This window comes from Gracilibacillus oryzae, from assembly GCF_009498735.1.
In the GTDB taxonomy this organism is placed as follows: Bacteria; Bacillota; Bacilli; order Bacillales; family Amphibacillaceae; genus Gracilibacillus; species Gracilibacillus oryzae.
Genome location: NZ_ML762431.1, coordinates 22534 through 45364, shown reverse-complemented (window position 1 = coordinate 45364; position 22831 = coordinate 22534). Strand labels below are relative to the sequence as shown.

General features: G+C 41.3%; 11 protein-coding genes and 1 pseudogene. 11 read left to right on the top strand and 1 reads right to left on the bottom strand.

The annotated features are described in order from the left end of the window. The first annotated feature begins 67 nt into the window (after positions 1-67). The 11 genes and pseudogenes from F9U64_RS11660 (at position 68) to F9U64_RS11610 (ending at position 22075) form a co-directional block, all read left to right on the top strand. Positions 68-1678 carry an extracellular solute-binding protein gene (locus F9U64_RS11660; protein ID WP_153403594.1) on the top strand — a complete coding sequence of 537 codons (1611 nt, stop codon included), beginning with the start codon at positions 68-70 and terminating at the stop codon, positions 1676-1678. Between the two features lie 84 nt (positions 1679-1762). Next, positions 1763-4876, top strand: a complete 3114-nt coding sequence (locus F9U64_RS11655) for an alpha-mannosidase (RefSeq protein WP_194287349.1) — start codon at positions 1763-1765, stop codon at positions 4874-4876. Positions 4877-4891: 15 nt separating this feature from the next. After that, positions 4892-7618 (top strand): alpha-mannosidase, encoded by a 2727-nt coding sequence (locus tag F9U64_RS11650; protein WP_228275683.1) that lies wholly within the window; start codon positions 4892-4894, stop codon positions 7616-7618. A gap of 4 nt (positions 7619-7622) precedes the next feature. Then, positions 7623-8942, top strand: coding sequence for a glycoside hydrolase family 125 protein (locus F9U64_RS11645; protein ID WP_153403590.1), 1320 nt, complete (start codon positions 7623-7625; stop codon positions 8940-8942). Beyond that, positions 8935-10302 (top strand): alpha-L-fucosidase, encoded by a 1368-nt coding sequence (locus F9U64_RS11640; RefSeq protein ID WP_153403588.1) that lies wholly within the window; start codon positions 8935-8937, stop codon positions 10300-10302. Before F9U64_RS11645 ends, F9U64_RS11640 begins: the two co-directional genes overlap by 8 nt. Before the next feature lie 54 nt (positions 10303-10356). After that, positions 10357-12524: pseudogene (locus F9U64_RS11635) on the top strand (glycoside hydrolase family 3 N-terminal domain-containing protein). Positions 12525-12536: 12 nt separating this feature from the next. Next, on the top strand, positions 12537-15665 hold the full coding sequence (locus tag F9U64_RS11630; protein WP_153403586.1) for an alpha-mannosidase: 3129 nt from the start codon (positions 12537-12539) through the stop codon (positions 15663-15665). 27 nt (positions 15666-15692) lie between these two features. Continuing rightward, positions 15693-16559, top strand: coding sequence for a sugar phosphate isomerase/epimerase family protein (locus F9U64_RS11625; protein ID WP_153403584.1), 867 nt, complete (start codon positions 15693-15695; stop codon positions 16557-16559). Positions 16560-16571: 12 nt separating this feature from the next. Continuing rightward, positions 16572-17636 (top strand): Gfo/Idh/MocA family protein, encoded by a 1065-nt coding sequence (locus F9U64_RS11620; RefSeq protein WP_153403582.1) that lies wholly within the window; start codon positions 16572-16574, stop codon positions 17634-17636. Positions 17637-17654: 18 nt separating this feature from the next. After that, on the top strand, positions 17655-20174 hold the full coding sequence (locus tag F9U64_RS11615; protein ID WP_153403580.1) for a beta-mannosidase: 2520 nt from the start codon (positions 17655-17657) through the stop codon (positions 20172-20174). A 911-nt stretch (positions 20175-21085) separates the two neighbouring features. Beyond that, positions 21086-22075, top strand: coding sequence for an asparaginase (locus tag F9U64_RS11610; protein WP_153403578.1), 990 nt, complete (start codon positions 21086-21088; stop codon positions 22073-22075). Positions 22076-22139: 64 nt separating this feature from the next. Here F9U64_RS11610 and F9U64_RS11605 read toward each other — a convergent pair whose 3' ends face one another. Further along, the gene (locus tag F9U64_RS11605) at positions 22140-22649 is read right to left on the bottom strand and encodes a YehS family protein (RefSeq protein ID WP_153403576.1); all 510 of its coding nucleotides are present in this window, start codon (positions 22647-22649) and stop codon (positions 22140-22142) included. Positions 22650-22831: the final 182 nt, after the last annotated feature.

Here is a 22831-nt window from a genome sequence, read left to right as displayed (position 1 = left end):
GGATGTGGAGAATAAAATACCTGCAAGAAACCAAATTTAATCAATATTTAGGAAGAGGGGTTAGATTATGAAAAGAAAATTCTGGTTAATCGTCTTGGCAGCAGTTCTTTTAACAACATTAATAGCATGCAGTAATGAAGATGCCTCAAATGAAGAAGAAGGTAATGAAGAAAATGCATCTGCTGATGTTGAGGTGAACAAGGAAGGATTTCCGATTGTAGATGAAGAAATAACATTATCGATGTTGGCTCCAGGTACAGGACTAGCCGAATGGGAAGATATGCCAACATTACAGGAGTATTCGGAAATGACCAATATCAATTTCGAATATGAGACACCCCCGTTAAGTGATTTTCAGACAAAACTAAACTTAGCATTTGCCAGTGGAGAGATTGCAGATATTATTTTTGGTGCTTCCACTAATGAATTAACTCCAGGTATGGAAGTAGATTATGGTCAGCAAGGTATTTTATTACCACTAGAAGATTTAATAGAAGAATATGCACCAAATTTCAAAGCATTAATGGAAGAAAACCCTGAATTAGAAAGATCAATCACAACAACTGATGGACATATCTATGCATTGCCATCCGTTAATCAGCACCCTACAGCAAAGTGGCCTGCTGGTCCAATGTGGTATAACGGCGCATGGTTAGATGCAGTGGGAGTAGAAGAATTACCAAAATCTACTGATGAATTATATGACCTGCTTGTACGATTCCGTGATGAAGACCCTAACGGCAATGGTGAAGCTGATGAGATTCCTTTAACAGATGTGAAGATGAACAGTTCAAGAAGATGGTTCCTCGCTGCTTTTGGGATGAAGGACTGGGGAATTGAAGAAGTTGACGGCACGGTTCGCTATGCGCCAATGACTGAGAACTATAAGGAATATCTAACTTATATGAATAAATTATATGATGAAAAATTGCTTGACCAGGAAACGTTCGCACAGGCAGATGAACAAAAGAAAGCAAAAGGTCAGCAAAACAGATTAGGACTGTTCCCTGACTGGTTCTCCTTCTTTACAACAGGACAGCCAGAAGAGGAAGCGATCAATAATCCAATGTTCCACCCATTAACAAGTGACGTATCACCTGAAATCGTATTGCCTGGAAGTCCGGGAATCAGCCGTGGAGCATTCGCAATTACTTCCAATAATGACAACCCGGAAGCTTCCATCAGATGGGTTGACTATTTATACTCGAAAGAAGGAAGAGACTTCTTTGACCAAGGGCCAGAAGGTTACTTATGGGAAGAAGGAGAAGATGGTAATCGCGTATTCACCGAAGTGCCTGAAGAATTTGAAAGCAGTGAAGATTACCGTGGTACATTAACACCAGCATATGGTATTAATACCCCTATGTTAGTCGATTTAGTGGAAGGTGCACCAAGATCTGAATTTGATTTGTTTATCGAAGAGGAAACAAAAGCAAAAATAGATGCTTATGCAGAAACTGCTTATCCGTTAGTTTATTTAACAGATGAAGAACAAGAAGAAGTGAATACAATCGAAGTAGACTTACAATCATATGTGGAACAAATGGAAGCTAAGTTTATTACAGGTGTGGAACCATTAGAGAATTGGGACGAATATGTGGAAACAATTGAAAACATGAATATTGAACGTTATGTGCAGATTTATCAAGATGCATATGACAGATGGGCATCAAACTAACAGGTTGAAATAAAATGAATGGCTCGTTTTTCCCCTTTAACGAGCCATTCTTACATAATCTCTTTGATAAGGAGAATGATGGATATGTTATTAACTGAGAAAAAACTGAATGCAAGAATACATGAGATTGAAAAATATAGATACCGTGATGTCACGGATTTACATAACTGGAATTACCTTGTCGACCATGATGGGGAGATAGGGACATATCCTCCAGAAAATAATAAGGAAAGCCAAACAGTCCAATTGGGCGATCACTGGTCTGGCAGAGATCTGTACGTTTGGCTTTCTACAACATTACATATCCCGACAGAATGGGAAAATAAAAAAGTTGTCGCACGATTTGATTTTGGCGACACAGGCGCAGGCGGCAATTCAGGGTTCGAATCATTATTATTCGTCAACAATCAGCCATATCAGGGAGTAGATTCCAATCATAAAGAGGTATTTTTGGCAAGTGATCATGCGGGAAAAGACCTCAAGGTGGATCTGCGGTTATGGTCAGGACTTGAAGGCGGAGGCAAACCACAAGACCAATATTACCGGTTTAAGCATGCCAGTATCGCATATCTGGACGAGGTAGTAGATGGTTTTTATTTTGATACAAAGACAATGCTGGAGACCGTTCAGCAGTTAAAAGATACCCAAACAGAAAAACAGCAGTTAACCCAATTACTGAACAAAGCTTTTCAGATGATTGACTGGCTGTCACCAGGATCAGATGAATTTTACCAGTCCATTTACAATTCAAGCAGTTATCTGTCAGAGAATTGGAGTCAATTAGAGAAACATAGTGATGTGATTTTTCATTGTATTGGCCATACCCATATTGATGTGGCATGGTTATGGCGGTTAAAACATACCAGGGAAAAGTCAGCAAGATCATTCAGTACAGTGCTTCGTTTAATGGAACAATATCCGGAATATTTATTTTTACAAAGCCAGCCACAGTTATATGAATATATCAAAGCAGATTATCCGGAGATTTATGAAAAAATCAAACAGAAAATCGAGGAAGGAAAATGGGAAGTGGAAGGCGGAATGTGGGTGGAGGCTGACTGCAACATCCCGTCAGGAGAATCATTAGTAAGGCAACTCCTTCTCGGTACAAGATTCTTTCAGAAGGAATTTAACAAAAAGAATGAAGTATTATGGCTGCCAGATGTGTTTGGTTACAGCTGGGCATTACCGCAAATCCTGAAAAAAGCGGGCTTCCAATCATTTATGACAACGAAAATAAGCTGGAATCAATATAACCGGATGCCGCATGATACGTTTCACTGGAAAGGAATCGACGGGAGCAGCATTTTGACCCATTTTATTACAACAACAGAGCCCTGGCCTGAGTCAACCTACTATACGTACAACGGCTATATGCAGCCGAAGATACTGCTGGAATCGTGGGAAGCGTACAAGGATAAAAACGTCAATCAGGATTTACTGCTTGCTTATGGTTATGGTGATGGCGGCGGTGGTGTCAATCGGGAGATGTTAGAGGTAAGAAAACGAATGGATCAAATGCCGGGACTTCCTCAAGCCAAACCAGGAAAAGCAGCTGATTATTTTAAGAAAATAAGAGAAACAGTAGCTGATACGGAGGAATACGTGCACACATGGGACGGGGAATTATATTTAGAGTTTCATAGAGGAACATATACTTCGCAAGCCTTTATGAAAAAGTACAACCGCATGCTTGAGCTGTCTTACCGGGAAAGTGAATGGTTAAACAGCTGGGCAAGCCTAACCAATTCTTCTTATCCTGCGAAGGAATTAACAGAAGGCTGGAAGATTATTTTAAGAAATCAGTTTCATGATATTATTCCAGGCTCCTCGATCAATGAAGTATATGAAGATGCAAGAAAAGAATATGCAGAAGCAGAACAAATAGTAGAGAAAACGACGCAGGAAGCTCTTCAACTTCATGTTGCCAATGATAAAGAAGATACCTGGACAATAGTGAACAGTTCTTCATGGAAACGTGCTGATTGGGTGTTTATTTCTCGTAAAAGTGATGGAGTCTGGCGGGATGAAGCAGGTAATCTGTTAGCCTCTCAATCTGCTGCGGACGGTGTCTATGTTTATGTCAAAGATATCCCGGCATTAGGGTTTGCGACGATTACGGTTGAAGAGGAGGAACAAAAAGTATCCACTTCTTTATTCCAAAAAGATAGCAACAGTGTCAGCACACCATTTTATCAGATTGAATGGAATGAACATGGCCAGCTCACGCGTATCTGGGACAAACGAGCAAACCGTGAAGTATTGGAACAAGGGCAGCTGGGAAATGATTTGCAAATCTTTGAAGATAAACCATTGATGTTTGACGCTTGGGATATTGATATTTTTTATCAGGAAAAATATGAGCATGTTACACAATTAGTTGATGTGATGCATGGTGAAACTGGTGAAATTTTTACAAAAGTCTGTTTTGAATGGCATTACGGCAAATCAGTGATCAAGCAGGAGATGGTGTTATATGCAGATAACCCAAGGATTGATTTCCGGACAGCTGTGGATTGGCAGGAAAGACAGCGTCTGCTTAAGGTAGCATTTCCAGTCGATATCCGCGCAACAGAAGCAACTTATGATATTCAGTACGGAAATGTGAGCAGACCAACACACTGGAATACAAGCTGGGATTATGCACGGTTTGAAACAGTTGGGCATAAGTGGGCCGATTTATCGGAGAATGGCTATGGTGTCAGCTTGTTAAATGACAGTAAATATGGCTATGACATTAAGGATAACAAGATGAGACTTTCCTTATTAAAATCACCTGTTTATCCAGATCCAGAGGCAGATTTAGGTGAACATGTTTTCACATATGCCTTGCTGCCGCATGAACATGACTGGCGTGAGTCACAAGTGCAGCAGCTTGCTTATAACCTGAATGCACCACTACGGGCAGTACAGGGAAGTTTTGGCAGTCAAGAAAAGTCATTGTTTACAATAAATGCAGAAAACATGGAAATTGATGCAGTGAAAAAAGCGGAAGATAACAATGGACTGATTGTCCGATTTCACGAATTCCATGGCAAACGAGGAAAGATTACGCTTGAAAGCAACCTGCCAGTCTCTTCATGGGCAGAATGTGATCTGCTGGAAAACCCAATCACAGACGAACAGCATGGAAACGAAATAACACTTAACGTCAAACCATATGAAATTAAAACAATCCTGATCAAATATCAGAATTAGCCTGGAGGTGTCAGTTTGAGTCCGAACAAAAAGAAAATTCATATTATTTCCCATACACACTGGGATAGAGAATGGTACCTGCCATATGAAAAGCATCATTATCTGTTAATCGAGTTTATGGATAAGCTTATTGATACATTAGAAACAGATCCAGACTTTCAGAGCTTCCATTTAGATGGACAGACGATTATTCTGGATGATTATTTGCAAGTGAGACCTGAATTGAGATCAAAATTGAAAAGTTTGGTTGAAGCCGGCCGAATTCATGTTGGGCCATGGTATATTCTGCAGGATGAATTTCTAACAAGCAGTGAGGCGAATGTCCGCAACTTGCAGTATGGACAGAAGGATGCGAAAAAGTGGGGAAATGTATCGCAAATTGGTTATTTCCCTGACTCTTTCGGCAATATGGGGCAAGCGGCACAGCTATTGCAGCAGGCAGGCATCAAGCATGCAGCATTTGGCCGCGGGGTGAAGCCGACAGGGTTTAATAACCTTGTCAGTGAGACGGCGATCTATGAATCTCCTTATTCTGAAATGAAGTGGACATCACCTGATGGTTCCAGCGTTACAGGCATATTGTTTGCCAACTGGTATTGTAATGGTAACGAAGTTCCTGTGGAAGCAGAGGCTGCACGTAAATACTGGGATGGACATATTGAGGCAATGGAGAAGTTTGCAGCTTCAGACCATTTGCTGATGCTGAATGGCTGTGACCATCAGCCGATCCAGACAGATTTGTCCAAAGCTATTAAAACAGCGGAAGCCTTGTATCCGGAGTATGAATTTATTCATTCTAATTTTAATGATTATGTTAAAGAATTGGATCAGCAGTTAGATCAGACAAAATTAAAAGAAATTGAAGGCGAATTAAGAAGCCAGCATACTGATGGCTGGGGAACACTTGTTAACACAGCTTCCTCGCGCGTTTATCTGAAGCAGATGAATCAGGAAGTACAGACATTATTGGAAAAAGAAGCAGAGCCTCTGGCAGCATTTGCCTATTTATTAGGGGAAAAATACGATCATGACATTTTAGAATATGCCTGGAAAACATTAATGCAAAATCATCCGCATGACAGTATTTGCGGCTGCAGTGTTGATGAAGTGCACAGAGAAATGGTGACAAGATTCGAGAAAAGCAAGCATATGACAGAGAGTTTCAAACAAGCAACACTGGAGAAATTAGGGTCAAAGATCGATACAAGTTCCTTTGCTAAATATGGTGAGAATGCCGTACCATTTGTTGTTTTTAATACGACAGCTGTTGAGCGAACAGGAGTAGTAACAGTGGAAGCAGATTTCAAACGGGTTTACTTTTCAGAAGGAATCCATCGCAAGTCATTAGAGGAATTCAGTGTGGATGGCTTTATTTTAGTTGATGCAGATGGGACGGAATATGATTATCAGATGGAGGATGTCCAGGTGGTATTTGACTATGACTTGCCTGAGCACAGGTTCCGTCAGCCTTATATGGCGAAAAGAGTAAAAGCAGCTTTTGAAGTGAAGGATACTGCGCCATTTAGTCATCAGACATTTGCCTTTGTTGAAGCTGAGAAAACGGTGAGCGAATCACCTAAAATAGCGGTAGAAGAAAATACGCTGGAAAACCGTTATCTCAAAGTGGAAATCAATCCAAACGGGTCATTAACGATTTTTGACAAGCAGACAAATGAGCATTTTCCCAATCTTCTAATCTATGAAGATAGTGGAGATGTCGGCAATGAATATATGTATAAACAACCAGCAGAAGATATGCCGATTACAACAGAAAATGTTAAGGCAAGGATTCGATTGGCAGAGAATTCTCCGATTCGGGCAACATATGAGATTATCCACCAATTCGAAATGCCGGAAAGCGGGGAAGACCTTTTACAGCAGGAACGTCAGCAGCTTGTCTGGTTCACATCGCGCAAAGCCAAACGAAGCACGAAACAGGTTTTGTTTACAATAAAGACAAAGGTCAGCCTGGAGAAAAACGGAACAGGTGTCGATGTCACAGCAGAGTTTGAGAATAATGCGAAGGATCACCGTTTACGTGTGCTGTTTCCAACAAATATAGAGGCAGAAGAGCACTTTGCTGATTCGATCTTTGAGGTTGCCAAACGGCCGAACCAACCTGCGGAAGAATGGAACAATCCGGATCATTCACAGCACCAGCATGCTTTTGTCAGTATCTATAATGAAGAGAAAGGAATCACCATTGCGAATAAAGGATTACAGGAATATGAGTTGTTAAGAGATGGCAATAACACGATTGCGGTCACATTACTGAGATCAGTAGGTGAATTAGGAGATTGGGGATATTTCCCTACACCTGAAGCACAATGCCTGGGCACTCAAACCGCTTCTTTCAAAATACTGCCACATATCGGCAATAAAAAAGCAGAAGCAGTTTATCAGGAGGCCTATCAGTATCCTGTGGAAATGCCTGTTTTGCAGATTCCTGTTCAATTTGGGGAGGTTCCAGGTTCTTATCAATATATTTCCTGTAAAGCTGATGAGCAGATAGCCCAGACATCGCTGAAAGTCTCCCAGACAACAGAAGATTTGATGATTCGCTGCTTTAATATGACAAACAAGGCTGGAACAGTACATCTGATGAAAAATGGTCGATATGAGAAGATTTATGAAAGCAATGTTGTCGAGGAAAAGTTAGAAGCTATATCAAATGATCGAGCTATTGAGGTAAAGCCGTACGAAATAAAAACGATTGGCATCATTCCTGATAGAAGGAAGTGAAAGAATGAAACAGACTATTACAGCATCCATTGATCAATTAATCGAAAGAGTAAAACAGCATTATCCAAATGATAAAAAAATAGCAGATATGTTTGAGCAAACGTTTGTCAACACCTATCAAACAACGATCCGCCGCCAGTCAGATGGGTCCACCTTTGTGATAACAGGTGACATTCCGGCAATGTGGCTCCGTGATTCGGCAGCACAAGTGCGGCCATATTTACTCTTGGCAGAAAAAGATGAGGCAATCGCGAAGATGATTCTAGGGGTGATCCAAAAGCAGTTCTTCTTTATCAATCATGATCCCTATGCCAATGCCTTTAATGAGGAAGCAAATGGGAAGAGATATCATGAAGACCAGACAAAAATGACAGACTGGATCTGGGAACGAAAATATGAAATCGATTCATTGTGCTATCCTGTTCAACTGGCTTATCTGTACTGGAAATCCACTGGGGATACCTCCTCTTTTGATGCCACGTTTGTGAAGGCAGTAAAGAACATCTTAAAAGTATGGAAAACAGAGCAGCACCATGAACAATCTGATTATTATTTTGTGCGGGATAATTGCCCTGCACAGGATACTCTTTCCCATGATGGCTATGGCGCACCTGTAGGGTATACCGGAATGACATGGAGCGGCTTCCGTCCTAGTGATGATGCATGTAAATATGGTTACCTGGTTCCCGCGAACATGTTTGCCGTTGTCGCACTTGGTTATATCATTGAAATCGCAGAAACAGTGTTGCAGGATAGTGCCATTATGCAGGCGGCTCAGAAACTGAAAGCAGAAATAGATCATGGGATCAAAACATTTGGAATTACACAACATCCAGAGTATGGCGAGATTTACGCTTATGAGACAGATGGGTTGGGAAATTATGTGCTGATGGATGATGCCAATGTGCCGAGTTTATTATCGATGCCTTATTTAGGCTATTGCTCGTTCGATGATGAGATTTATCTGAATACCAGAAAATTTCTTTTAAGTGAAGAAAATCCGTATTATTTCGAAGGAAAAGTTGCCAAAGGAATCGGCAGCCCGCATACACCTGATCAATATATTTGGCATATTGCTTTAGCTATTCAAGGGCTTACGTCCATTGAGGAAAAAGAAAAACAGGAAATCCTGAACTTGTTTAAGCAGACAGATGCCAATACAAATCTGATGCACGAAGGTTTTCATGTCGATGATCCTACAAAGTTCACCAGACCATGGTTTTCCTGGGCAAACTCGATGTTCAGTGAATTTGTCTTAAGCAGAATGAGTTTGTATGTTCCTGGCAGCCCGTTAGCAATCAAGGAGGCTGATAAAAATGAGTGAATTGGAAAAAGGTGTGCATAATTATTCAGCAGAAGAAAACTGGATCCAGCCAGAAAGTCCCTTACTGCAGGAGCGGCTCGAATGGTTTAAAGACCAGAAGCTTGCCTTGATGATGCATTGGGGCCCTTATTCGCAAATCGGTTTAGTCGAATCATGGGCATTAAGTGATGATGATGGCGACTGGTCCCGTGATGATGTGGACTGGACAGAGGACATGGAAGATTTCAAAAGAGAATATTTTGATTTGAATAAAACCTTTAACCCGATCAGATTTCAGCCAGAGGAATGGGCGGAACTGGCATCAGATTCAGGCTTTAACTATCTCATTTTCACAACGAAACACCATGATGGTTTCAGCATGTGGGACACACACGAAACAGATTATAAGATCACTGGCAAAGATTGTCCTTTTCACACCCACAAATATGCGGATATCACAAGGAATGTTTTTGATGCATTCCGTGCAAAAGATATCGCTATTGCAGCATATTTTTCCAAAGCAGATTGGCATACCCCATATTACTGGGCACCAGGGATGGAGAGAAAAAGTCAGATGTGGAGAGGCCCTTCCTATGATCCTGATCAATATCCATGGATGTGGGAGAAGTTTATCAGTTTTACCCATAACCAGATTATGGAGCTGATGACCAAATACGGCAAGATCGATATCTTATGGCTGGATGCCGGGTGGGTTGGCAAGCGCAACCAGGATATTCGCTTAGGCGAAGTAGTGGAAAAAGCGCGGAATCATCAGCCATGGCTGTTAACGGCTGACCGGACAGTTGGCGGTCTATATGAAAATTATATTACACCAGAGCAGACAATTCCGGAACATCCCATTCATGTGCCATGGGAAAGCTGTATCACGATCGCAACATCATTTTCGTTTAAATATGAAGATGAATATAAAACGTTAAGAGAAATCATTCAAGTCTTAATCGAAATCGTCGCAAAAGGCGGGACTCTAGCATTGAATGTGCCGCCACAGCCTGATGGCAGACTGCCAAGAAGAGCGAAGGAACTCATGAAGGAAATGGGTGAGTGGCTAAATATTTACGGTGAAGCTATTTATGGCACTAGAATCGTTGCACCATATTATCAAGATGATTATGCCTTTACGATGAAAGATGATCATGTCTATTGTTTCCGTCTATATCAGGAAAATGATCAGGCATTTCAAAACAGCAGTGTGGTGATTCCATTTCATGAAGAAATCTCACAAATCGAGTTAATGGGAACAGAGGAACTGCTCGATTTTGAACAAAATGAGACGGGCATTCTGATTAATATGCCTGTATTAGTGGAAAGCACTGCACCAATAGCCCATGTTTTTAAACTAACAAGAAAAACGGAAATCTAGTTAGAGGTGGTGAGAAGATTGCTTGACCAACAAGTGGATCAATTGTTAGAGCAAATGACGTTAAAAGAAAAAGTCGGCCAGTTAAATCAAAAATTATACGGCTGGGAAGTGTACAAAAAGAATGGCGACAATTATGAACTAACCGATCTGTTCAAAGAGCATGTCGAAGCTTTTCAAGGAATCGGCGCATTGTATGGTCTGTTCCGGGCAGATCCATGGTCTGGTGTCAGTTTCGATAATGGGATTCCATTAGAAGATTGTAAAAAGGTTACCAATATGATTCAGCAATATATCAAAGAAAATACAAGATTAGGCATTCCAGTATTGTTCTCAGAAGAATGTCCGCATGGGCATCAGGCGTTGGACAGTACCGTATTTCCAACACATATCGGCGCTGGGGCAACATGGAATCCCGAGCTGCAGCAAAAAGTATCTCGACAAGTAGCAGCAGAGTTAAAGGAAAAAGGTGTCCACCTTGGCTTGGTATCAACGCTTGATATCGCCAGAGATCCGAGATGGGGCCGAACAGAAGAATGTTTCGGCGAAGATGCCTATCTTGCTTCTAAAATGACAGAAGCTGTTGTAAAAGGAATGCAAGGCGATTCACCAGATGTTATTGCTGTTTTAAAACATTTTGCTGCTCAAGGTTCTGCTGTTGGCGGTCATAATGCAGGTCCAGCTCTAATCGGTGAAAGAGAATTACGAGAGGTGCATCTTCCGCCAATGAAAGCAGGCATGAAATCGATGGCGTGCCATGTCACGCCAATCGTCATCTCTTAACAGATATATTAAGAGATGAGCTGGGGTTTGAAGGCATGGTGATGGCTGACGGGAAAGCGTTGGACCGGCTGATTCAATTAACAGGAGATGAAGAATTAGCTGCAGCATATGCGCTGAAAGCTGGCGTTGATTTAAGCTTATGGGATGATATTTATAACAAGATAGAGTCAGCAGTGGAAAATGGAAAAATTAGTGAAAAAACCGTCGATGAGGCAGTAAGAAGAGTATTGCGAGTGAAATTTCTGTTAGGGTTGTTTGAAGAAAATTTTGCTGTAGAAGAGAAACCTGAGATTGAGAGAAAAGAAGGTGCAAGGCTGAATCTGGAAATAGCCAGAGAAAGCATCACCTTGTTAAAAAATAAGTCGAACTTGTTACCACTCAAAAAGAAAGGCACGATCGCCGTCATTGGCCCGAATGCGGACAATGTGTATAACATGCTTGGTGATTATACGCCGCCACAGCGAAAAGGAGCGGTAATTACGGTTAAAGAAGGAATTGCGTCTGTGGCAGGTGACAGTGCGAATGTCTTATATGCCCAGGGCTGTGGAATCCGCTCAGAAGATGTGTCAGGGTTTGAACAGGCGAAAGAGATTGCCAGTCAGGCAGATGTGATCATCCTTGCTTTAGGCGGATCCAGTGCGAGAAAGTTCGGCATGGCATTTCACGATAATGGGGCTGTGGTTAATGAGGACCAGACCCAAATGGATTGCGGTGAAAATATCGATGTTGCGCAGATGGAATTGGGCGGGGTGCAGGAAGAACTAGTAAAAGAGCTGGCAGCTTTCAATATTCCGATGGTTGGTGTGTTTATCCAGGGAAGACCGCATAGTATTCAAAATATAGAAGCTGATTTAGATAGTATCCTGATTGGCTGGTATCCCGGCCAGCAAGGAGGAAAAGCCATTGCCGAAGTAATATTCGGTGAGGTCAATCCAAGTGGAAAACTCCCAATATCCATACCTGCTTCTTCGGGTCAATTGCCAGTTTACTATAATTATAAAAATAGTGGCGGAAAGCGAGATTATTATGATGGAGATGGAGACGCCATGTACCGGTTTGGCTACGGATTGTCCTATACTTCTTTTGACTATCATTTTGCAGAGACAGAACCGCTTGTGATTGAAAGAGACACGTTAAGTAAGGAGAAAGTGAACCTATCAATAGAAGTGACAAACAGCGGAAACTATGATGGCTATGCTGTGATGCAATTATATATTAAAGATCTGGAATCTTCTGTGACACAGCGGATCAGCGAACTGAAAGATTTCCAAAAAGTATGGATCCCAGCCGGCAAGTCAACAACAGTCACTCTATCGTTAAGCGAAGAAGATTTATCGATCTGGAATGTAAGAATGGAGCACGTTGTCGAACCGGGAAATGTGACGCTTCTGGTTGGTGATTCACCAGACCGTTTACAAGAAAGAAAATTAATTATTCAATAGCGGGGGATATATATGCAGCGAATTTACCGTCTGATAAGGCAGCTGAAAAGCAATCTATATCTGGATCTGATCGAAATCAACAATTGGAATATGAAGAAATATTACTACGAAGATGCAGATACGTATTCATTTATTGAGGAAAAACAAGTAACCACAGGTGAATTTCTTATTCATTCAGGAGAAACGGCTTTTTTGACAGCATCTGTTCCGTTAGCTGAGAATTTGCTTGATCAACATACAGGCATTGTGTTTGCCGCATCAGGTCCTGGAGGAAAACTCTCTCATTATGAAGGTTTGTTGTCAGTAGGTGGCACACCACTACAGGGGTTTGACCGCAATCGCTCCTTTTGCCAGTTTCCTGATTCTCTCCAGAAGGAAGGGAAATTAGATCTTCATATCGAATTATTTAATCCAGTGGGAATTCCGGAAGATCATTTACGAGGATTCAACCTTGTAGCTGGTGCGGAAACAAATCCACCACCAATCTATTTACACAACAGTAAATTGGTAAAAGTGAGAAAAGATCTGCAAGACTTGCTGTATACGTTGGAGACCGCTTGCTCGACTTTAAATCTGTTAAAAGACAATGAGGCAGTGGCCAATGTTCTCGTTCAGAAACTGGAGGCAACAGCCAATCGGTTCAAAATGATCACAGATTTTGACCAAATTGATCCAGCATCTGTTCAGCAGGAAGACAAGGAAATTCGCGACACATTAGCAAAGCTTGCAGGATACAGAGAAGGAACGATCAAAGCAATCGGGCAGTCTCATATTGATGTTGCGTGGTTATGGCCAATGAAAGAAACGATCAGAAAAGCTTCCCGAACCTTTTCGACAGCCAGTACGTTATTAGAGGAATTTGAAGAATTCGAGTATGCCCAAAGCCAGCCGCAGTTATTTGAATTTGTCAAAAAGCATTATCCGAAAGTGTTTGAGCGTGTGAAGAAGCATGTGACAGATGGAAGAATGGAAATCATCGGCGGAATGTGGGTTGAACCAGACTTGAATATTCCATCAGGTGAATCTTTAGTCAGACAGCTGTTATATGGTAAGAAATATTTTCAGGAAGAGTTTGGCCAGAAGCCGCGGGTAGAATGGCTGCCAGATACCTTTGGTTATTGTGCCAGCTTGCCGCAAATTTTGAAAAAAGCAGAAATCGATTATTTTATGACAACGAAATTAAACTGGAATGACACCAACCGCTTTCCTTATGATCTGTTTCATTGGGAAGGAATCGACGGAACAACGATATTGTCCTATTTACACACAATATTGGGGCAGCAGTCAACACCGAAAGAAATAAAAGAAACGTGGAATGATTTTAACCAGAAAAAAGAATATGATGAGCGGATGTTAGTCTATGGCTATGGTGATGGCGGCGGCGGTGTGACAAGGGAAATGATCGAGTCTATCAAGCGTTCCGAATCCTTGCCGGGATTACCAGACGTAAAGTTCAGTAAAGTGCATGACTTTTTTGACAGAATAACGGAAAAAAGTCCGGACCTGCCAAAATGGTATGGCGATTTGTACCTGGAACTGCACCGCGGTACTTATACAACTCATGCCAATATCAAAAAATATAACCGGACGGTTGAACATCTATTCCGTAACCTGGAAATCTGGCACTCTTTTGCTTCTTTTTATTTAAATAATGAATATCCAAAAGACGAGATTAATAGATTATGGAAACTGATTATGTTAAATCAATTTCACGATATTATTCCAGGTACATCCATTGAATCTGTTTATGAGCTGTCCCGCAAGCAATATCAGGAAATAGTGGAGGGTGGCGAACAGTTACAAAACACAGCAGTCCAGCAGATAGCATCAAACATTGATACAGAAGGTCCTGGCGAGCCTTATGTTATTTTCAACAGTCTTGGCTGGAACCGTGACCGTCTGATCACAATCAAAGGTGACAAAGCGTTAGCAAACAAAAGCATCGTTGATCAGGATGGAAAAGCTTATGCTGCTGATTATATCTGGAACAAGGAAGGAGAGCTGGAAATCCAGGCACTCATCCCGGATGTTCCGCAATTTGGCTACAAAACAGTCTGGCTGACAGACACAGCACAACAGAAACCTGCTGAGCCTCAAGCATTTAACGGCAAATGGGAAACAGCAAACTATAAAATAACATTTAATGAAAATGGTTTTATTGCAGGTTTGTATGATAAATCAGCAGACAGAGAAGTGATTCAGGCGGGACAAATCGCCAATGAATTGCAGCTGTTCGATGATTTGCCGACAGATTGGGATGCCTGGGATATTGATCCAAAGTTTGCTTCACAGAAATTAAATAACACAACATTACTAGAATCAAAAGTAGTCTATGCAGGCGAATTAACTGATGAGTTATTTTTTCAATGGAAGATAAATGATTCGGTCGTCTCACAGCGAATGATTTTTGATCATACAACCAGACTGATTCATTTCCGGACACATGTTGACTGGAAAGAAACAAATAAATTACTTAAAGTGGCGTTTCCTGTCAATGTCTTTTCACCATTTGCCACATATGAAATTCCGTTTGGTACGGTCACTCGACCAACCCATAACAACACGACATGGGAACAAGCCCAGTTCGAAGTATGTGGACAAAAATGGGCCGATTTATCGGAAGGCAGCTATGGTGTCAGTTTATTAAACGATTGCAAGTATGGTTATGACGTGAAAGAGCGGAACATCAGACTTTCGCTGTTGCGTTCACCAAAATGGCCTGATGTAACAGCAGATATTCATGAACATGAATTTGCGTATTCTTTATATCCGCATCAAGGGGATTGGAGAAATGCGAAAACGGTTCAGAAAGGTCATGAAATAAATACAAATGATCCTGTAGTCAAGATAGATCAGCATAAAGGTAATCTTGATCCTGCTGCTTCGTTTGTTGAGTTTCAAAGTGACAGTGTTGTTCTTGAGGCAATCAAACTTGCGGAAAATGAACAAGGTGTTGTCATGAGATTATATGAGGCAGAAGGAAACGAAACTGCTGTACAAATGAAGCTGCAAGGTGAAGCAGTTATTACAGAAACGAACTTATTGGAAAAACCTGTTGCTGGTTCGGAACAAATGGACAGCTTAGAGCGCAAGTTAAAACCTTATGAAATTAGTACATTTCACGTTTCGAAAGTGAAATAGATTGATTATGGTGGAGGAGGCTAAAAGATGAAATTAGGAATGAGTTCTTACAGTTTAGCAAACGCGATCCATTCAGGCGAGATGACCATCCTTGATGTGATCCAGTGGACAAAGGATCAGGGCGGCGAGCATATTGAAATTGTGCCGATTGGCTATACACTAACGGACAATCCAGAGCTTGTTCAGGATATTGTGGTAAAAGCAAAAGAGCTGGGTATCGAGATATCCAATTATGCGATCGGAGCAGATTTTCTAGCAGGAGATGATCAGCATTTCGCGGCAGAACTGGAAAGAGTCAAAAAAGAAGTGGATATTGCCAATGCGTTAGGTGTGAAGAGAATGAGGCATGATGTTTCGTTTAAGCCACCGACTGAAACAGGAGCAGAACAATTTTATCAGGACTTGCCAAAGATCGTGGAAGCGTGCCAGGAGATTGCTGATTATGCGAAACAATATGATATTGTGACAAGCATTGAGAACCACGGCTTTTATATTCAATCAAGTGATCGGGTCAACATGATTGTTTCCCTTGTGAATCGCCCGAATTTCGGCCATACACTGGACATCGGCAATTTTGTCTGTGTAGATGAAGACCCGACAGTGGCAATCAAAAAATGTATCAGCAATGCGACGATGATTCATGCCAAAGATTTCTATGTTCGTCCAGCTACCTGGCACAATCCTGGAGAGGGATGGTTCTCGTCATCTGGCGGCAAATATTTACGCGGTGCGATTACAGGGCAAGGCGACATTGATATAAAAGATATTTTGAAGACTATCAAAGAATACGGCTATGATGGCTATCTGTCGATTGAATTCGAGGGATTGGAAGAATGCAAGAAAGCGAGCAAAATATCGATACAAAATGTCCGCAACATTTGGGAGCAAATTTAGGAGGGAAGCGAAATGAGCAAAATCAAAGTTGGTGTGATTGGACTAGGTTCGATCTCTGAAATGCATATTCAAGGCTATTTGAAAAGCCAGGACGCCGAATTAATCGCAGTTACCGATATGAATGAAAGTCGTGCCAAACAAAAAGCGGAAGCATTAAACATCGACCTTTATTATACAGATTATCGTAAAATGCTTGAAAACAAAGAGATTGATGCGGTAAGCATTTGTACATGGAATAACTCTCATGCCGAAATTGCCATCGCAGCATTGGAAGCAGGAAAACATGTCTTAATTGAAAAGCCTTTATGTAAAACAGTGGAAGAAGCATTGGCAATTGAAGAAGCAGCCAAAAAACACCCTGAGCAAATTTTGCAAATTGGTTATGTGCGACGTTTTGGTACAAATACTCAAGTATTAAAACGCTTTATTGATAATGGTGATTTAGGTGAGATTTATTATGCAAAAGCATCCTGTTTAAGAGTTCTGGGAAACCCTGGCGGCTGGTTTGCGGATAAAGAACGCTCAGGCGGAGGGCCGTTAATCGATCTTGGTGTCCATGTGATTGACCTGTGCTGGTACTTAATGGGAAAACCAAAGGTCCAATCTGTCAGCGGCAATGCCTATAATAAATTAGGAAACCGATCCAATATAGAATATAAATCTTTTTACAAAGCAGCCGATTATGACAGCAAGCAAAATACGGTAGAGGATATGGCGAACGCATTAATCCGGTTTGAAAATGGCGCTTCCTTATTCGTTGATGTCAGTTTCACATTGCATGCGGATAAAGAGGAAGTCCGTGTAAGCTTGCATGGGGATAAAGGCGGTGCGGATATTGAGCCATCACTGCAAATTTTCACAGAGAAAAACAACATAATGTTAAACAGCACACCGCAAATTGATCACTTAACATTTGATTTTAACAATGGCTTCCAAAGCGAAATTGATCATTTTGTTGCAAGTGCCCAAGGAAAAGAAAAATCGATCTCCCCGGTAGAAGATGGTGTCGAGATGATGAAAATCCTTACAGGTGTTTACAAGTCCAGTGAAAAACAAGCAGAAATCCGTTTTGATTAATGTCCGGAGGTGTTTAACATGGCAAAAATAGTATTACAGAATTGGCAATTCTCACAAGCCGATGAGGAAAATTGGAGACAAGCAACGGTTCCAGGGTGTGTTCATACTGATTTGTTAGCACACAATCTGATTCCTGATCCTTTTTACGCCAAAAACGAATTGGATGTGCAATGGGTAGATAAAAAAGACTGGGAATATACAGCAACCTTCCAGCTCTCCAAACAGGATATGGAGGAAGATGTGCTGGAAATAGTGTTTGAAGGACTGGACACCTATGCAGATGTGTATATCAACAATGAAAAAGTGCTGACAGCTGATAACATGTTCCGCAGATGGAACCTTGATATACAGCCATATGTGCATGAAGGTGAAAATGCGTTATTGATATATTTCCATTCTCCGATTTTACATGACATAGATAAGCCAGATCAGCTTGGCTACAACTTACCTGCAGATAATGATCATTCTGAAGATGGCGGAACTGGTGAGAAGAAATTAAGTGTGTTTGCCCGCAAAGCGCCATATCATTATGGCTGGGATTGGGGCCCTCGTTTTGTCACAAGCGGGGTCTGGAAAGAGGTATATATTGAAGCATGGTCTGACGTGAAGATAAAAGATGTATATATTAAACAAAATAAGGTTGCGGCAGATCTGGCTGAACTACAAGCAATTGTAGAAGTAGAGTCACAAGCGGAAAAGGATATAGATTTGGTTGTATCCGATCAACATGGCTTCAGACGTGTCGAGCAATTTTCGATAGCGAAAGGAATCCAGACGCTGGAAGTGCCTTTTTCCATTGCAGAACCGAATTTGTGGTGGAGTAACGGTTTAGGTGATCCTTATTTGTACCAGTTTTCCATCGATATTGCTGAACAGGATACGGTTTTAAGCAGTAAAAAGGTGAAAACAGGATTACGTTCCATTCGGCTGGTACAGGAAGATGACCAGTATGGAAAAAGTTTTTATTTTGAATTAAACGGTGTGCCTGTTTTTATGAAAGGGGCCAATCACATCCCGAATGACAGTTTTCTGACAAGATTGGATAAGAAAAATTATCAGCATGAAATTGCCACAGCTGCTGCTTCGAATATGAATATGCTTCGCGTGTGGGGAGGCGGTATTTACGAATATGACGAGTTTTATCAATTATGTGATGAACACGGCATTCTCGTCTGGCAGGATTTTATGTTTGCCTGCAGTATGTATCCGGGAGACGAACCATTTTTACACAGTGTCAGACAAGAAGCGATTGATAATGTCAAACGCTTGAGAAATTATGCCAGTATCGCGCTCTGGTGTGGCAATAACGAAATGGATGCAGCATGGTCACAGTATCAGGAGGAAGCTGGATGGGGCTGGAAACAGCGTTATAACATGACACAGCGAGAAGAAATCTGGCAGGCATATGATAAGATATTCCATCAGATTTTACCAGATGTGTTAAAGGAATATGATCCGTTAAAAGATTACTGGCCAAGTTCACCGATGCAGGCACTCTCTTCCGATGAAGAGCAGCATGCCGGATCAAATACAGTAAAAAAAGGCGACATTCATTATTGGGATGTGTGGCATGGCCAAAAACCGCTCGAAGCGTATAAAGAGCATGTCGGCCGCTTTATGAGTGAGTATGGCTTTCAGTCATTCCCTGAAGAGAAGACAGTCCGGACATATGCGGAGGAAAAAGACTTTGAGCTGGAATCACCGGTTATGCTGCATCACCAGAAAAATGGTGCCGGCAACCGCCTGATCAAAACATATATGGATCTCTACTATAAAGAGCCGAAAGACTTTGCCGCCTTTTTGCATTTAAGTCATATTCTACAGGCAAATGCCATTCGGATGGCTGTTGAAGCACATCGGATGAATATGCCTCAATGTATGGGAACATTATACTGGCAAATGAATGATTGCTGGCCTGTTGCTTCATGGTCCAGCATGGATTATTACGGCAGATGGAAAGCGGTTCAATATGATATGAAAGACCGCTTCAAGCAGACAGTTGTTATTGCGGATCAGGGGAACGATCAGTTAACACTTTATGCAGTTTCCGATCAATTGGAAAATCAGGCGGCAGAACTGATCTTCCAGGTATTTGATTTTGAGGGAAATCTCCTTGACGAGACAAGGCAAAATGTTGAGGTACAAGGCAACAGCTCTGTTGTCATTTATCAAGAAGACGTGTCTGCTATTGCTGAGGGGCGGAGCGATGTTGTTCTGCTGGCATCATTGAAAACAGGAGACAGGGTGCTTGATAGAGTAGAACATTTATTAGTGAAGCCAAAGGATGTAGAGCTGGAGAATCCGCGAATTTCAGTCGAGTATGTGGAGGATGCAATTGAATTAACATGCCAGCATTTTGCGATGAATGTCTGGTTAGAAACAGAGGAAGACGGCTATTTCGATCAAAACAATTTCAGTTTGCTGCCAGGTCAGAAAAAGAGAGTCCTGTTCACAGAATCAGTGATCGATAATGTTGATTTTTCTCAGATTAAATTGCCGGAGGGATTAGTTGTTAAGTCTATGTATGATTTTGTATAAATAAAGCGTTGATTGTTGCGGAAGGGTTGCACAGAGGAGATGGTGCAACCCTTGTTTTTGAATAGAAATGGTAGTTTTCCAGGTTAATTCGGATTTAAAGCGGAAAAGGGAAGTGGTAGTATGCGGGTTTTCTCGTTAATCCGGATATAAAGCGGAAAACGGAGGACGTAGCAAGCGGGATTTCCCGTTAATCCGGATATAAAGCGGAAAACGGAGGACCGAGCAAGTGGTATTTCCCGTTAATCCGATTATAAACCGGAAAACGGAGGAAGCAGGAAGCGAGATTTCCCGTTAATCCGGGTATAAAGGGGAAAACGGAGGACGTAGCAAGCGAGATTTCCCGTTAATCCGCCGATAAAGCGGAAAACGGAAGTCGTAGTAAGCGAGATTTCCCGTTAATCCGGGTATAAAGCGGAAAACGGAGGACGCAGGAAGCGGAATTTCCCGTTAATCCGATTATAAAGCGGAAAACGGAGGACGCAGGAAGTGGTATTTCCCGTTAATCCGATTATAAAGCGGAAAACGAAAGACGCAGCAAGCGAGATTTCCCGTTAATCCGGGTATAAAGCGGAAAACGGAAGACGCAGGAAGCGGAATTTCCCGTTAATCCGCCGATAAAGCGGAAAACGGAGGACGTAGCAAGCGAGATTTCCCGTTAATCCGCCGATAAAGCGGAAAACGGAGAACGCAGGAAGCGGATTTCCCGTTAATCCGATTATAAAGCGGAAAACGGAGGACCGAGCAAGCGGAATTTCCCGTTAATCCGCAAATAAAGAGGAAAACAAAGTACCCATCAAGCGAGATTTCCCGTTAATGCTCCAATCGTCTGCAAGAGTCAAAAAATCTTTATGGAGAGTTCTTTTCTACTTTTCATTAACAATAAATATTATTACAGAGAGGATGGAAATGCTATGGATTTCCCTGTTATTGCAAAAGAATTTCGGAATCATACACTTGAAAATACACATCAGGGAGCAATATGTGTAATCGATCAAGAGAAGCAGATCATTTACAAGAAAGGTGATATACAAAACCCAACGTACTATCGGTCAGCAATGAAGCCGCTGCAGGCAATTCCTGTTTTCAGCAGTAATGTTATAGAAAAATATCAGTTGACAGGGGAAGAAGCGGCATTATTTACAGCTTCCCAGCGAGGAGAACAATATCATGAACAGGCGCTGTTACGTTTAGCAGAAAAATTGTCTCTAAACGAAAACCAATTAATTTGTAACAAAAGCTATCCTTTAAACGAGCAGGCAAGAATGGACTATATTAAATCAAATAAAGAAAAGAGAGCGCTTATACATAATTGTGCCGGAAAGCACTTGGGATTCCTGGCATATGCGAGAGAGAAAAATTTCAATAGCGATTATGATGAACTAAACCATCCGATCCAGCAGGAAATTTTAGCAGTTGTCTCAGATCTGTCTGAGACCCCGGCAGATCAAGTAATCACAGGGATCGATGGATGTGGTGTTCCAGTTTTTGCCGTATCGTTATATAACATGGCTGTTTCCTATCTCAAATTTGCGAATCCAGAAAGCATCCAAAATGCCACTACAAGAATAGCTGTAGAAAAAATTGCAAAGGTAATGAACAGCTTTCCGCATATCGTAGCATCTCATCATTTTATTTGCACCACTTTATTGGAAGACGAAAATATTGTGGCAAAAGGTGGAGCTCAAGGTGTTTATTGCTTGGCTCTGAAAAAGGAAAAAATCAGTATTGCCTTGAAGGTTTACAGCGGAACAGAGTTATTATGGCCTTTGTTAATTGCAGAGATTTTAAAGAAAATAAACTACAGTAACGAGCAGACGATTCAAAGATTATATGATTTGAAATCTTCCACTATAAAAAATGATAACGGAAAAGAAGTTGGCCATATTGAATTATGTTTATAATCTTTGCTTCATACAAAACCAAACCCCAATTGCCAAAAACAATTGGGGTCTCCCTTATCCTAAATCATGATCTTAATTTCAAAGCTAAACCTCTTAAAAAGTCACGTGCGAATTGATCGCCGCACTCTTTATAGTTTTTGTGTCCTTCTTTACGTAACAGGCCACTTAATTCGCCTTTCGTTACCGTAACCCCAGCTATCTGAAAAATTTCCAGCATTTCTTCACTTGTCAGGGATAGGGCGATCTTCAATTTTTTCAGCAATACATTATTGATATTTGCATTGCCTTTCGTTAAAAGAGCCGGCTGTTCAGTTTGACCAGGCTTTGGCTCTTGTTTCCCTCTCTTATACGTAATCAGACCATTTAAGAAGGATTCGAGCATTTTATTATTACACTTGATTTGGTCATCATTTGTATCTTCATCATAGCTGTCTTTTGACTTAATCAGCAGCTTTAGTACTTCCTCCATTGTCAGGTTCACACCGCCAAGTTCAAAGACCTCTACCATCTTCGCGTCTTTTAAATTTAGTGCATATCTTATTCGAATTAATATATCATTATTGTCTAAACTCAAAATACATCCTCCTACCTATTCAGATACTAGGTAAACTTTTTTCTCATCTATTGTAGCGTAAACTGGTAGCAGAAATCAAAAGTGCCTAACTGAATTTTCATAAATAGGCAATTAACTTTGGATTCGAGATAATTCATGCTATCATTCTATAGCAAAACCATAACGAAATAAGGGAAATGACA